This is a genomic window from Dryocola sharpae (assembly GCF_051307055.1).
In the GTDB taxonomy this organism is placed as follows: Bacteria; Pseudomonadota; Gammaproteobacteria; order Enterobacterales; family Enterobacteriaceae; genus Dryocola.
In genome coordinates this window covers 3,504,379-3,517,384 of sequence record NZ_CP149994.1, presented here as the reverse complement: position 1 = coordinate 3,517,384, position 13,006 = coordinate 3,504,379, and the positions used below count along the sequence as shown (strand labels likewise).

General features: G+C 53.5%; 14 protein-coding genes. 10 read left to right on the top strand and 4 right to left on the bottom strand.

Going from position 1 to position 13,006, the window contains the following annotated elements; translation table 11 throughout:
* The first annotated feature begins 161 nt into the window (after positions 1-161).
* Entirely contained in the window at positions 162-1,832 is a 1,671-nt protein-coding gene (locus WLO31_RS16720; protein WP_435927752.1) for a methyl-accepting chemotaxis protein, read from the top strand.
* 459 nt (positions 1,833-2,291) lie between these two features.
* Here the strand turns inward: WLO31_RS16720 and WLO31_RS16715 are convergent, their stop codons facing one another.
* From WLO31_RS16715 to flgA, 4 genes are all read right to left on the bottom strand, one after another.
* Positions 2,292-3,587: an SrfA family protein gene (locus WLO31_RS16715; protein WP_435930647.1), complete on the bottom strand. Its 1,296-nt coding sequence runs from the start codon at positions 3,585-3,587 to the stop codon at positions 2,292-2,294.
* 297 nt (positions 3,588-3,884) lie between these two features.
* The gene (locus tag WLO31_RS16710; RefSeq protein WP_435927751.1) at positions 3,885-4,328 is read right to left on the bottom strand and encodes a flagella synthesis protein FlgN; all 444 of its coding nucleotides are present in this window, start codon (positions 4,326-4,328) and stop codon (positions 3,885-3,887) included.
* A 21-nt stretch (positions 4,329-4,349) separates the two neighbouring features.
* The gene (gene flgM, locus WLO31_RS16705; protein WP_435927750.1) at positions 4,350-4,637 is read right to left on the bottom strand and encodes a flagellar biosynthesis anti-sigma factor FlgM; all 288 of its coding nucleotides are present in this window, start codon (positions 4,635-4,637) and stop codon (positions 4,350-4,352) included.
* A gap of 77 nt (positions 4,638-4,714) precedes the next feature.
* On the bottom strand, positions 4,715-5,416 hold the full coding sequence (flgA, locus tag WLO31_RS16700) for a flagellar basal body P-ring formation chaperone FlgA (protein ID WP_435927749.1): 702 nt from the start codon (positions 5,414-5,416) through the stop codon (positions 4,715-4,717).
* A gap of 267 nt (positions 5,417-5,683) precedes the next feature.
* Here flgA and flgB point away from each other — a divergent pair, with 267 nt between their 5' ends.
* The 9 genes from flgB to flgJ all read left to right on the top strand — a co-directional run bounded on the left by flgB (position 5,684) and on the right by flgJ (position 12,932).
* Positions 5,684-6,097, top strand: coding sequence for a flagellar basal body rod protein FlgB (gene flgB, locus WLO31_RS16695; protein WP_435927748.1), 414 nt, complete (start codon positions 5,684-5,686; stop codon positions 6,095-6,097).
* An 8-nt stretch (positions 6,098-6,105) separates the two neighbouring features.
* Entirely contained in the window at positions 6,106-6,510 is a 405-nt protein-coding gene (gene flgC, locus WLO31_RS16690; RefSeq protein WP_435927747.1) for a flagellar basal body rod protein FlgC, read from the top strand.
* A 19-nt stretch (positions 6,511-6,529) separates the two neighbouring features.
* The gene (locus WLO31_RS16685) at positions 6,530-7,213 is read left to right on the top strand and encodes a flagellar hook assembly protein FlgD (RefSeq protein ID WP_435927746.1); all 684 of its coding nucleotides are present in this window, start codon (positions 6,530-6,532) and stop codon (positions 7,211-7,213) included.
* A gap of 36 nt (positions 7,214-7,249) precedes the next feature.
* Positions 7,250-8,476 carry a flagellar hook protein FlgE gene (gene flgE / locus WLO31_RS16680; protein WP_435927745.1) on the top strand — a complete coding sequence of 409 codons (1,227 nt, stop codon included), beginning with the start codon at positions 7,250-7,252 and terminating at the stop codon, positions 8,474-8,476.
* Between the two features lie 10 nt (positions 8,477-8,486).
* Positions 8,487-9,230: a flagellar basal body rod protein FlgF gene (locus WLO31_RS16675; protein ID WP_435927744.1), complete on the top strand. Its 744-nt coding sequence runs from the start codon at positions 8,487-8,489 to the stop codon at positions 9,228-9,230.
* Between the two features lie 22 nt (positions 9,231-9,252).
* Entirely contained in the window at positions 9,253-10,035 is a 783-nt protein-coding gene (flgG, locus tag WLO31_RS16670; RefSeq protein ID WP_435927743.1) for a flagellar basal-body rod protein FlgG, read from the top strand.
* A gap of 96 nt (positions 10,036-10,131) precedes the next feature.
* Complete coding sequence (locus tag WLO31_RS16665) at positions 10,132-10,851, top strand: flagellar basal body L-ring protein FlgH (protein WP_435930646.1); 720 nt, start codon at positions 10,132-10,134, stop codon at positions 10,849-10,851.
* A 9-nt stretch (positions 10,852-10,860) separates the two neighbouring features.
* A complete protein-coding gene (locus WLO31_RS16660; protein WP_435927742.1) occupies positions 10,861-11,982 on the top strand; it encodes a flagellar basal body P-ring protein FlgI in 1,122 nt (373 codons plus the stop codon).
* Positions 11,982-12,932 carry a flagellar assembly peptidoglycan hydrolase FlgJ gene (gene flgJ, locus WLO31_RS16655; RefSeq protein WP_435927741.1) on the top strand — a complete coding sequence of 317 codons (951 nt, stop codon included), beginning with the start codon at positions 11,982-11,984 and terminating at the stop codon, positions 12,930-12,932. The genes WLO31_RS16660 and flgJ overlap by 1 nt, the downstream gene beginning before the upstream one ends.
* The last annotated feature ends 74 nt before the right edge of the window (positions 12,933-13,006 follow it).

Here is a 13,006-nt window from a genome sequence, read left to right as displayed (position 1 = left end):
TGGTTATATTACAATGGTTGTCCCATTTTTTATGTCGGACTGACGTTTAATTTGCGGATCGAAATAAATTAATTGAAACAGCCTCTTTTTTTCAAAAGTTTTTCTCTTTTCAGCCGATAGTTTTAGTAATACCCAAAATGGAAGGAATTAAGAGGAACTTCATGCTTAAAAATATTAAAATTATCACGGGACTGTCTGTTGTTTTAGTCTTGCTCTGTATATTACAACTAGTTTCCAGCGGGCTATCTTATACTGCGTTAAAGCAAGATAAAGAGAATCTTGAAATGCTGGAGATTCTTCGTATGCGCCGTGCTGCCGTTAACGATGCATTTATATCCCTGTTGCAGGCTCAAAACGACATATCGACTGCCAGAGCTGTTTTCGAGGCCAGAGTAGGTACTGATGTCATACAGGAAGATACGCGCAAAAGGCTTGATTTAGCTTCTAACAGCCTGAAAGCAGCCGATAAATACTGGAATGAGTTTGACAATTTACCGCATCTGCTCACAGATTTTCCAGCGGAAGATCTCAAACGCGATTATCTGCAGGCCTACCAGGGGATGACAGAGACTATCGCTGCTTTGCAGGCGAACGATTTAGCTGCCGCAAAGAAACACCATATGCAAGCTTATATGGATAACCTCGAAGCGCGGTTTACAGCGTATCGGGAAAGTATCGGCAATAGTTATTCGATAGTGGTAAGCGATACCAATAAAGCCTTTTCGACGTCGACTACAGTATTATTCAGCATCCTGGCGCTTGTTTTATGCGTCAATTTAATCATCTGGCGAGGTATGAAAGCCGCGCTCATCGCGCCAATGCATAAAATCATAGACGGTATTCGTCATATCGCAGATGGTGATTTGTTGCATAACATTGAAGTCCACAGCTCCAATGAGATGGGCCAGCTTGCCGATACGCTGCGCCATATGCAACGTGAACTGACAAATACCGTTGGCAACGTTCGCATCAGTGCCGATGCAATATTCACGGGAGCCAGCGAAATATCCGCAGGGAATAACGATCTCTCATCCCGTACCGAACAGCAGGCCGCTTCTCTTGAAGAGACTGCCGCGAGCATGGAGCAGCTTACCGCCACCGTTAAGCAGAATGCGGAAAACGCTTCTCAGGCGAGCCAGCTTGCCCAGAATGCTTCAGAAACCGCGCAGCGTGGCGGTAAAGTGGTGGACAATGTTGTGCATACCATGAGCGATATCGCCACCAGCTCGCAGAAAATTGCCGATATCACCAGCGTGATTGACGGCATCGCCTTCCAGACCAACATCCTGGCGCTGAACGCCGCGGTGGAAGCGGCACGAGCCGGTGAACAGGGTCGTGGCTTTGCCGTGGTGGCCAGCGAGGTACGTAACCTTGCCCAGCGCAGCGCCCAGGCGGCCAGAGAAATCAAAATGCTGATCGATGATTCCGTCAGCAAAGTTGGTACGGGTTCAGCGCTGGTGGAAAGCGCGGGTGAAACCATGGGCGAGATCGTCAGGAGCATCACCTCCGTAACTGACATCATGAGCGAAATCGCCTCGGCGTCCGATGAGCAGAGCCGCGGAATCGATCAGATTGGTGTGGCGGTGTCTGAGATGGACCGGGTAACCCAGCAGAACGCCACCCTGGTGGAAGAATCCGCTGCCGCTGCCACAGCGCTTGAAGCCCAGGCAAGGGGCCTGACCGAGGCGGTTGCCGTGTTCCGTCTTAATCAAAGCGACGTTGTCGAGAAGCAAGCCAGGGCAGCGACGGTTAAACCTAAGGCGAAGAAACCTGTCGTAACGGCAAGCCGTCCTGCGAAAGCAGATGCCAATGAAAACTGGGAAACCTTCTGATGTAAACGGCAGAAAAAAAGGGCGCAAGCCCTTTTACTGTCATCCCTGGACCACCTCCTGAGGAGGTGGTCTTTTACTTTCAGCCCATGAGCCCATACCAGAGTGAATAGCGCCAGCAAATCCTGGCGTATATCTGTCCGAAGCTGAGAAAAAGAGAAATCCGGAAACGTCCGCGTTTGCGGATTTTTTTGCGCTTTGCCTTATCGGAAGTCCTGCCTTTAGCCAGCCTGCCTTTGTCCCAGAGTAAAGCTTTGCTCCCCGCTGACAGGCGGCACTGCCTTCTGAATGCTGGCATAACGCGCAGCCAGCCAGTCATAAAGATGCCCGCACTGCCCGCGCCCGTCGCTGAGCTGATTTAAACAGATGAGCGGGGCAATCCTTGTGGTATCAGCCCGAGAGGTGAAGCTGCCCGCCACTGTTTTTTATCAGCACTGCACGGGCGCTTAGCGTCGATAAGAATTACGCACCCACTCTGGTTACGGTTACAGGTACCGTGACGTCATTCTCAAAACGGGCGTTGCACTGGGCCGCCCCCGTCAGCCCCTGCGAGCAGATAATCTCCGGCACCGCATAACGGCTGCCGTCAGCACATTTCGCTTTCACTTTCAGCAGGGGCTTAATCACCAGATTGCCGGACTGCATCAGCCCGGAGTGCATCCCGGCCCGGCAGACAAGGCTATCGCCATAGACCAGACGCACCTGGCCGACATTGTCGCTAATGCGGATGCGCATTCCCACGGGCATATCCGTCATCTCGTCGCTGGCACTAAAACTCACGCGCCAGTGACCATCCAGAAACTTCGTGGTGCCGGCTTTTACCGCTTTGGCAGGCAGCACCAGCGCGTTCTTCGGCGGCGGCGCAGCAGGCTTCGGTTCTTCAACGGCCTGAGGCGTTAACGTGGCGTGCTGCAAGGGCAGCGGGCTGTTAAAAACCTGCCGGGTAACGGCTTTTGCCGCAGCCCGGGGCTCAGCCTCCGGCATCTTAACGGTGGGGGGTTCAACAGCTTGCGGATGAACCAGCGGGTAAAGCCAGGGCCAGGCCAGAAGCAGCGCAATAAAGAGGGCGATGCTGAGGACAGGCCACATGATTTTCAGCCAGACGTTTTGCCGTGGCGCAGGCAAAGGCTCTTGAGGCGCAGCGCTGGGCGGCAGCGACGGGGCCGGGGCCGCTGCGGATTTACTCAGGGTGACAATGAGCGGTTCGGGATCCTCAATAACCACGTCGTTTACAGGGAGGGACTCCACAACCGGCGGCGCTTCCTCGGGAAAGGGCAGCAGCTCAGGCTTCAGGCTATCATAGAGGCATGCCAGCGGGGCTTCCCCGGCCGTTGTATTAAGCTCGATAAATCCCCAGAAGGTCAGCACGGGCTTTTCATCAACCAGATAGACGTGCCGGTCGTCGGGAAAACGAAACGCGTGCTGCAGCAGGCTGCCGAAGCGCTGTTCGGCATATTTTGGCGATCTCAGGCTGCGTTCGCTAAGCTGCGAGGCGGTCTGCAGGCAGTTATCCAGATAGCGCAGCGCCTGCAGGCGGAGCTTTTCTTCCGCGCTCGCCCAGGGGATCGCCTTACCCGCCTGCGGCGCGTACCAGTCAACTTTATCGCCGCCGTCGTTAAGCTGGGGGATAGCCAGGCAATCCGCCAGCATCGACTGCTTTCTCAACCGCAACGTTTCCCGGATTTGTCGAGCAGAATCAAATATGCGCTGCCCGTTCTCTCCCAGCGGCAGAAAATTATCTAAATAGCCACTGCGCAATAGTATTTTTGACAATTATTTAACCTTTATCTGTATGAGTTATTTAGCGACTCGTTTTCTGCTGGCTATTTTAACGGCTTTGAGAATTAAAAAGTCTTAAAGCATGGGGTGAGAAGCAAGCGAAAGTGCAGGTTATTAAGGCGTTTGTTCAGCGGGTACTAACAGGGGAGGGGATTTGTGGTAATTATGCATTGGCCTTCGTTCCCCTCAGGCATAACGTTGCGCGAGGTGAAAAAAAAGCTCCCTTAAAAAAGGAAGCTTGAGTGCCTTTATCGAAAAAAGGCAACAGGCACCTGGTTAAATACTAATGTTGTAAATTTTACCTGAGGTGGCCTGACGAGAGATCCCGTCGACGCTGTAGGTAGAGACTCTGCTATCAACCTCATTAACTATATTTTTTACATTGTTAGCTTTTTCCATATGCATCTCAAGCAGCCTGGCGATCTGTTTATTCAGCCCGTTGGAGATCTTTACATGCTCGCTGATGTTTCTCCACTGCGTGGCAAAGGGGACATGATCTTTATAAGGCGCCGCCAGGTTAAGACGATGCTCTTCCTGGGTACGCATTTCGTCATAATAACCAATCGTTGAAAGCAGGCGGCTTTTAGTATCCGAAATAATCTGCAGCGACACCGGATTAATCTGCGCACGGCTTAATTGATTCATCTCTTCCGTAAGGATCGCTTCCAGTTCCATCATGGAATCATGCATTTTTAATAAAATTACTTGTAAGTTTTCCATTGTTGTATTCGAAACATCATTTTAAGAGAAATGAAGCATATCCTGGACTAAGGCATGCGCTATTTTATCGGTATCAATATGCAGTTCGCCGGCTTCCATAGCGGCCCTGATGTTGGCTAAACGCTCCATATTAATGTCGCGGGTCGTGTCGGTCTGCACGGTTTGTGTCAGTTTACTTAAGCTAACCTGAGTACCTGCTATTTCATTGCTGGCTGCGGAGGTCTGACTTACGCTCGGAGGTTTTGAGCGTATCGCTAAGTCATGCTGAGCATTGCCGGTTGTAAGTGGTTGTGCTCGGTCTATGCTCATAATCATCCTCTCCAATAGGTTGTGTTTCGGGGTCAGGCTACAAAAATATAAATCGGTGAATGCAAAAAAAACTAAAGCTATTCTTTAATGAAAATGTGCACTTTACCTGCTGACGTCACTTTTCCGCTGACTATTTGCCCAGAAGCCGTTTTTACACGTAGCGTTTCATCCAGCGCCGCGTTGTCGAGCGCTTTGCCGCGGGTACGAATTTGAAAACCTTCGCCAGCGGCGAACACATCCACCTCTTGCCCGGCGGAGACCTTCCAGCGCTTGCGCAGATGGCTTGCGACTATGGGCTGGCCTGTATTGATTGCGCGGGTGGTAACCTGGCCTACGATCTCATCCTTGCGAAGCAGCACACCCGGCGGCAAGCGCGCCATTGTGCCGCTCTGGGCCGTAATATCCCCGGCCTGAATCAGGCTGCCGGCTTTGATAGCCCGGCTCGCTGTCCACCAGCTCCCCTCAGCCTGAATGTTTACCTGGATGAATTTTTTCTGCTGGCCGCACTGGGCTATCACGCTGCGGTTGCCGGTTATACGTGAGTCATTACCGCTGACAGAAAGCTGCGGGGCCGCACACAACCCGGCAAGCTGCTGGGGCGGCGTCAGTATCCTGACGCTGCGGGTAATGGCCGCATTTTGTCCGTTATTCAGCAGGGCAGCAATCTGGCTTTCTAAAGAGGTTTGCTCTGCCTGCACCTGAAAGGGGGCGATAAAACATAGCAGACCGCAGAGCAACAGCGCAGGGCAGGTCATTAAGAGGCGGTGCAAGAAGGGCATAACAGCTGGCCTTATTATATCGGGCAGGAAAGAAAAACCTGAACTTAAATTTTTGGTGCGAAAAGTATAAGCCAGAACACAGGTAATTTAATGCGCTAAATGCTGTCACTTGTGAGCTTATATTGTGTCTTCGGGTTGATTTTATTGCGCAGGCTTTTTTAGAGAGCTAATTGCGTTTATTTCTGTCACGTTTTTGCGTTATAGAATTGTATTGTTCCACTTTAGTATATGCCCGTTATTATTCATTTGGCAGAGGTCGGCAACATCATGCTTGACAAACTCGATAATTCGCTGCGTTTTCAGCAGCAGGCATTACGTTTGCTTAACCAGCGGCAAGATATTTTAGCATCCAATATTGCTAATGCTGATACGCCCGGATATTTAGCCAGAGATATTGATTTTTCACAGCAGCTCAAAAAAGCGATGGGGAATGAGCAGCAGGCACGCGCGCCGCTGGCTTTAAATTTGACGACGCAAAAACATATTCCAGCCACCGCGCCAGCCATGCATAGCAGCCAATTATTATATCGCGTGCCGGACCAGCCGAGCGCCGATGGCAATACGGTCGATATGGACCGCGAGCGCGTCAGTTTTGTTGATAATAGCGTTAAATATCAATCCAGCCTGACGATGCTTAGTGGACAAATTAAAAGCATGATGAGCGTCATCACTCAGGGTTAATTATCGCTATGTCGTTATTCAATATTTTAGATATTTCAGGCTCGGCGATGGCCGCCCAGTCAAAAAGACTCAACGTCAGCGCCAGCAATATGGCCAATGCCGACAGCGCCGTCGGCCCTGACGGCAATCCTTACCGCGCCCGCCAGGTGGTGTTTCAGGTTAACGCCTCCGCCGGGCAGCAGATTGGCGGCGTTAAAGTGAGCGAGGTGGTGGAAAGCAGCGCGCCGGATCGCATGGTCTACGAACCGGGAAATCCGCTGGCGGATGATAAAGGTTATGTGCGTATGCCTAACGTTGATGTGGTCAGTGAAATGGTGAACACCATCTCAGCCTCCCGCAGCTATCAGGCCAATGTGGAAGTGATGAACAGCGCGAAAGCACTGATGTTAAAAACCCTGACCCTGGGTCAATAGATCGATAAGGAAAGTTGATATGGCCGTTTCAGCTGTAATGCCGCAAAACAGCAGCGCCAGCGCCCCAAAAAGTAACAATAGCCTGGGAGACAACGTTGAGGACCTCATGAATAACTTCATGACCCTCCTCGTGGCGCAAATGCAAAATCAGGATCCCACCAACCCGATGGACAACAACCAGCTCACCTCGCAGCTCACGCAGTTCCAGACCGCCTCAGGCGTGCAGCAGCTCAACGCCAGCCTGAATTCGATGGGGCTGCTGGTGTCAGGCATGCAGCAGATGGATGCCAGCCAGTGGATTGGCCGCAGTGTGTTAACCGAAGGTGAAACGACCATCTCGAACGCCGAGGGCGGCAATCAGGGAGGCGGGTTCTCGATTAATAGTGACGCAGATACCGTCAACGTCATCCTGACCGACGCTCAGGGCAACGCCTATACCGCCGAAATGAAGGATGTGAAAGCGGGCGTGCATCAGTTCACCCTCGACGATCTAACCAACTTCCAGCCGGCCGATCCGCGCACCGTAGAGGGTGGGAGCTTCAAAGTTTCCTACTCCGCCTCGAATGCAGACGGCAGCACGCCAGAGATCGTTTCCCTGAAAAAATCGAAGGTGGAAAGCGTGGCCTTTACTACCAGCGGCGCGCTGCTGCAGCTGGGCTTAGCGGGTACGGCCATGCTGGGCGATGTTTATCTCGTTGAATAAATTTGTTTTTAATTTTTAGCTTGCAGGAATAACAACATGGGTTTTTCACAAGGACTGAGCGGATTAAGCTCCGCATCGCAGGCGCTGGATGTCGTCGGCAACAATATTGCCAACTCCCAGACGGTAGGTTTTAAATCGGGCTCCATTGCCTTTGCCGATGTCTTTGCCGGCTCCCAGATTGGGATGGGCGTGCAGGTTTCCGGCGTGAATCAGAACTTCAGCGATGGCGTGCTCGGCCAGGGCAACAGTAGCCTCGACATGGGGATTGGCGGTAACGGTTTCTTCCGCCTGGTTAACGAAGCCGGCAGCGTTTTTTACAGCCGTAATGGCCAGTTCGAAAGCGATGAAAATGGTTTTATCGTCAATAACCAGGGAATGTATTTAACCGGTTATCAGGCGACGGGCACGCCGCCGGCTATTCAGCCGGGCGCCGCCATCGGGCCAATCCAGATCCCTTCAGGTCAAATGCAGGCGCGCGCATCGGATAGCGGCACGATGAAAGGCAATCTGGATTCCGGTACGCAGGTCATCGATACGGCGGCCACGCCCTTCGATCCTGCTGATTCAAAAAGCTACAGCTCGGTTACCCAGGTTGACGCTTACGATAGCCTCGGCAATAAGCACACCGTTAACGTCTACTTCGTAAAAACGGGCGATAACGAGTGGAAGGCCTATTCCAGCGATACCACTTCACCGAAACTCGATAACGATGGCAAACCTGTTTATCAGGAGCTGAACATCTCGTTCGATGCTTCCGGCCAGCTGACGACCAATCCGGCAAAGCTCAACGTGCAGGGCGCTTCCTATAACGGCGGCAGCGAGCTCAATTTTGACCTTAATATGGCGGGGATGACCCAGCAGGCAGCCGACACCGCAATGGAAAGCCCGAATACGAGCGGTTATCCGCCAGGCTTAATGAACGGCTATGTGGTGGGCGACAGCGGCGAAATTATCGCCTCTTACAGCAACGGCCAGAAACAGATTCTGGGCCAGGTGGTGCTAAGCAACTTTACCAACCCGGGCGGCCTCTCTTCGGAAGGCAACAACTGCTGGTCTGAAACGCCTGCCTCAGGTCAACCGGTATCGGGTATTTCCGGTACGGGCAATTTGGGCACGCTGTACGGTAACCGACTTGAAGCGTCGAACGTGGATCTGAGCAAGGAGATGGTCAATATGATCGTCTACCAGCGCAACTACCAGTCCAACTCGCAGACCATCAAAACGCAGTCTGAGCTTCTTCAGATTCTCTCGAACATGTCGTAAGCGGGCTGATATGGATCGTGCCATTTACACCGCTTTGGGGGCGGCAAACGCTGCCCTTAATCGCCAGGCGGTCACCTCGAACAATCTGGCAAATGCTTCTACGCCGGGATTCCGCGCCCAGCTGATGGCTTATCGTGCGGTGCCGGTTGACGGGCCTTCCGTCCAGACGCGAACCCTGGTGACCGAATCCACCCCTTACCACGACAACACCATGGGGAGCGTGAATCAGACAGGACGCGACCTGGACGTTGCCCTGCCGCAGGATGGCTGGCTTGCGGTACAGCTTGCAGACGGCTCCGAGGCCTATACGCGCGATGGCAACATCGAGGTGGATAGCGAGGGGCAGCTTCGCGTGCGCGGCTTTCCGCTGCTCGGCGACGGCGGCCCGATAACCGTGCCGCCACAATCACAAATCACCCTCGCTCCGGACGGCACCATTACCGCGCTTGGCGCGGGTGACGAGCCTACGGCGCTGGCCCAGGTCGGGCGCATCAAACTGGTCAACGCGCCGATCCAGACGCTGCAAAACGGCGACGACGGCCTGTTCCATTCCGCTGCTAATCCAGGGCAGCCCCTGCCGGCAGATCTGGATATGAAGGTAGTGCCAGGCGCCATTGAAAGCAGCAACGTTAGCCCGGTGAAGGCGATGGTCGACATGATTGCCACGGCGCGCAGTTTCGACATGCAAATGAAGGTCATCAGCACCGTTGATGACAACGCGAAGAACGCCAATCAGCTACTGAGCATAGGCTAATGCTGATAAGGAGATATTTCTGATGATCCGTTCTTTATGGATTGCTAAAACAGGTCTTGAAGCACAACAAACCAATATGGATGTGATTTCAAACAACCTGGCAAACGTGAGCACCAACGGCTTTAAACGCCAGCGTGCCGTATTTGAAGATCTGCTGTATCAGACGCTGCGCCAGCCCGGCGCGCAGTCTTCCGAACAGACAACCATTCCATCGGGCCTGCAATTGGGTACCGGCGTGCGTCCGGTGGCAACCGAGCGCATTCACAGCCAGGGCAGCCTGACGCAGACCAATAACAGTAAAGATGTGGCGATCGACGGCAATGGCTTTTTCCAGGTGCAGCTACCCGATGGCTCCACGGCCTACACGCGCGATGGTTCATTCCAGTTCGATCAGAATGGCCAACTGGTGACGGCCAACGGTTATCCCATCCAGCCGGCTATCACCATCCCCCAGGATGCGAATACCCTGACGGTAGGAAAAGACGGGATCGTTAGCGTGACTATCGTTGGACAAACCGCCCCGCAGCAGGTGGGACAGCTAACCTTAGCCACCTTTATTAACGACTCCGGCCTTGAAAGCGTTGGTGAGAACCTTTATCGCGAAACCCAGTCCTCGGGCGCGCCAAATGAATCCACGCCGGGCCTGAACGGGGCCGGTTCCCTCACCCAGGGCTACGTCGAAACCTCCAACGTGAACGTCGCTGAGGAGCTGGTCAATATGATCCAGACGCAGCGCGCCTATGAAATCAACAGTAAAGCCGTTTCGACATCCGATCAGATGTTGCAGCGCCTGATGCAACTTTAACAGCACCGCTGAACGCCGCCCGGGCTTAAGCCCACGGGCGGCGATCTGCGAGTCCTGACTGCAGTGAATAAAATGAAAAATCATCCCTTTTCCGATATGACCGGGACGCCGTTAAGTTCAGGGCGTGGCCGCTGCAAACGCCTTCTGCTCCCGCTGGCCTGCGCTTTGTCCCTTTCTGGCTGCGCCTATATTCCGCATACACCTTTAGTGGAAGGGCAGACAACGGCCAACCCGGCCCCGGTAGCCCCCGCCGCCGTCAACGGCTCGGTCTTTCAAAGCGGACAGGCGATGAATTACGGCTACCAGCCGCTCTTTGAAGACCGACGGCCAAGAAACATCGGCGATACGCTGACCATCCTGCTGCAGGAAAACGTCAGCGCCAGCAAAAGCTCGTCCGCCAACGCTTCCCGCGACGGCTCGACGGGACTGGCTTTTGACGCGATGCCAGGGGCGCTCAGCGGCCTGTTTGGCGGCAACAGAGCTAATACTGCTATCAGCGGGAGCAACGATTTTACCGGTAAAGGCGGCGCGGCCGCGCGGAATACCTTTAGCGGTACGATTACCGTTACGGTGAAGCAGGTGCTTGAAAACGGCAACCTCAGCGTAGTGGGCGAAAAACAAATCGCGATAAACCAGGGGACGGAATTTATCCGTTTCTCCGGCATCGTCAACCCGCGCACTATCAGCGGCAGCAATACGGTGGTATCGACTCAGGTATCCGACGCCCGCATTGAATACGTTGGTAATGGTTACATTAATGAAGCGCAACAGATGGGCTGGTTACAGCGTCTGTTCCTTAATCTCTCACCCTTTTAGTCAGCCGATATGAAAACTTCCCTCGTCACTTTTTGCCTTAGCCTGTTCTGCGTTGGGCTGCTTATTTCCCCTTTGCCATCGGCGCACGCCGAGCGCATCCGGGATCTCACCTCGATTCAGGGCGTACGCAGCAACTCGCTAATGGGCTATGGCCTGGTGGTGGGGCTGGACGGCACGGGGGATCAGACAATGCAGACCCCTTTTACCACTCAAAGTCTGAATAACATGCTTTCCCAGCTGGGCATCACCGTTCCGCCAGGCACCAATATGCAGCTTAAAAATGTGGCTGCGGTAATGGTCACGGCCGAGCTTCCACCTTTTTCCCGCGCCGGGGAGAAAATTGACGTGGTGGTCTCTTCAATGGGCAATGCGAAAAGCCTGCGCGGCGGAACGCTGCTGATGACGCCGTTGAAAGGGGTGGATAACCAGATTTACGCCCTGGCGCAGGGCAACCTGCTGATGTCCGGAGCCGGCGCGCAAAGCGGCAGCAGCAGCGTGCAGGTTAACCAGCTAAACGGCGCGCGCATCAGCGGCGGCGCAACCGTAGAGCGAGAAGTACCGGTCAATTTCGCCGGTCAGAACGCGCTGTATCTGCAGCTCAACGACGGTGATTTCGGGCTGGCCCAGCAGATAAGCGATGAGATAAACCTCCGCTTAGGCAGCGGCACGGCGATAGCTGAAGATTCACGAGTGATAAGGCTTGTTGCCCCGTCGAACAGCGCGGCGAAAGTACGTTTCCTGGCTGAAGTGCAAAACCTGTCGATTCGACCAGGCGCCATGGAAGCCCGCGTGATAATCAACTCCCGGACGGGCTCGGTGGTAATGAACCGGCATGTCACGCTGGATGCCTGCGCCATTGCGCAGGGAGATTTAACCGTAGAAGTCGCGCGTAATACCCAGGTCAGCCAGCCGGATACGCCGCTTGCAGGCGGGCAAACCGTTGCGACAACCGATACGCAGATTTCATTGCGTGAACAAAACGGCGCCCTGCAGCGTGTGAACACCAGCGCCGATTTGAATCGCGTGGTGCGGGCGCTTAACAGCCTCGGGGCGACGCCGAATGATTTGATGTCCATTTTGCAGTCGATGAAAAGCGCCGGCTGCCTGCGCGCAAAACTGGAGACTAACTGATGAACGGCTCTGCTCTGATCCGGGGAGCGGCTTTTGATATTCGCAACCTGGAAGCGTTGAAACGTACCGCAAAAGAGGATCCCGGGCAGGGGCTGAAGGCCGCGGCTAAGCAGATGGAAGGCCTGTTCGTACAGATGATGCTTAAAAGCATGCGCGATGCCTCTTTTAAGGACGGGTTATTCAATTCGCAGCAGTCAGAGATGTTTACCTCTATGTACGATCAGCAACTATCCCAGAACATTGCTGAACAAGGCAATCTGGGACTGGCTGAAGTGCTGGTAAAACAGATGGGCGGCGAGGTGCAGAGCGCCACAGGCACGACGTCAACGGCGTACACGCCGCTTTCCCTGAATAGCGCCTCGTTTAAACGTATACCACAGCGGCTAAGCGCCGAGGATATCGCCAGACAGGAAAAAGCAAGAACGGTGGGCGAAGCAGGCTCCGGCGGCAAAAGCGGTGATTTTATTGCACGCATGTTAGCCCCGGCGATGGATGCAGCAAAGAAAAGCGGCGTACCTCACCAGCTTATTATTGCCCAGGCCGCGCTGGAATCCGGCTGGGGCAATCAGGAAATACTCACCAAAGAAGGTAAGCCGAGTTACAACTTATTTGGTATTAAAGCGACCGGCGGGTGGAAAGGAGATTCCACGGAAATAACCACTACGGAATATATGCATGGCGTGCCGAAAAAAGTGAAGGCGGCATTTCGCGTATATGGTTCCTATTCTGAAGCGTTATCTGACTATGCGGCGCTTCTGGCAAATAACCCACGTTATCAGAACGTTACGCGCGCCGCCTCGCCTGAGCATGCGGCGAGGGCCCTGCAGAGCGGCGGATATGCAACCGACCCACAATATGCAAACAAATTAATATCAATTATCCAACAGGTTAAGGGAAATGTTAATCAGGCGTTAAATGCATATAAAAGCGATTTTTCTTCGCTATTTTGAAATTATTCTTTCAGTTTCTTGCGAACCGTCCGATATATAAATTAACAGTAGGAATTTTCTTGGTTAGGTTAAGG

What these genes read in the sequence shown, in the direction of transcription:
- flgJ (WP_435927741.1), top strand. Translation starts at nt 11,982, where the DNA reads ATGAACGGCTCTGCTCTGATCCGGGGAGCGGCTTTTGATATTCGCAAC.
- flgE (WP_435927745.1), top strand. Translation starts at nt 7,250, where the DNA reads ATGGGTTTTTCACAAGGACTGAGCGGATTAAGCTCCGCATCGCAGGCG.
- flgM (WP_435927750.1), bottom strand. Translation starts at nt 4,637, where the DNA reads ATGAGCATAGACCGAGCACAACCACTTACAACCGGCAATGCTCAGCAT.
- flgC (WP_435927747.1), top strand. Translation starts at nt 6,106, where the DNA reads ATGTCGTTATTCAATATTTTAGATATTTCAGGCTCGGCGATGGCCGCC.
- WLO31_RS16710 (WP_435927751.1), bottom strand. Translation starts at nt 4,328, where the DNA reads ATGGAAAACTTACAAGTAATTTTATTAAAAATGCATGATTCCATGATG.
- WLO31_RS16675 (WP_435927744.1), top strand. Translation starts at nt 8,487, where the DNA reads ATGGATCGTGCCATTTACACCGCTTTGGGGGCGGCAAACGCTGCCCTT.
- flgA (WP_435927749.1), bottom strand. Translation starts at nt 5,416, where the DNA reads ATGCCCTTCTTGCACCGCCTCTTAATGACCTGCCCTGCGCTGTTGCTC.
- WLO31_RS16720 (WP_435927752.1), top strand. Translation starts at nt 162, where the DNA reads ATGCTTAAAAATATTAAAATTATCACGGGACTGTCTGTTGTTTTAGTC.
- flgB (WP_435927748.1), top strand. Translation starts at nt 5,684, where the DNA reads ATGCTTGACAAACTCGATAATTCGCTGCGTTTTCAGCAGCAGGCATTA.
- flgG (WP_435927743.1), top strand. Translation starts at nt 9,253, where the DNA reads ATGATCCGTTCTTTATGGATTGCTAAAACAGGTCTTGAAGCACAACAA.
- WLO31_RS16665 (WP_435930646.1), top strand. Translation starts at nt 10,132, where the DNA reads ATGACCGGGACGCCGTTAAGTTCAGGGCGTGGCCGCTGCAAACGCCTT.
- WLO31_RS16685 (WP_435927746.1), top strand. Translation starts at nt 6,530, where the DNA reads ATGGCCGTTTCAGCTGTAATGCCGCAAAACAGCAGCGCCAGCGCCCCA.
- WLO31_RS16660 (WP_435927742.1), top strand. Translation starts at nt 10,861, where the DNA reads ATGAAAACTTCCCTCGTCACTTTTTGCCTTAGCCTGTTCTGCGTTGGG.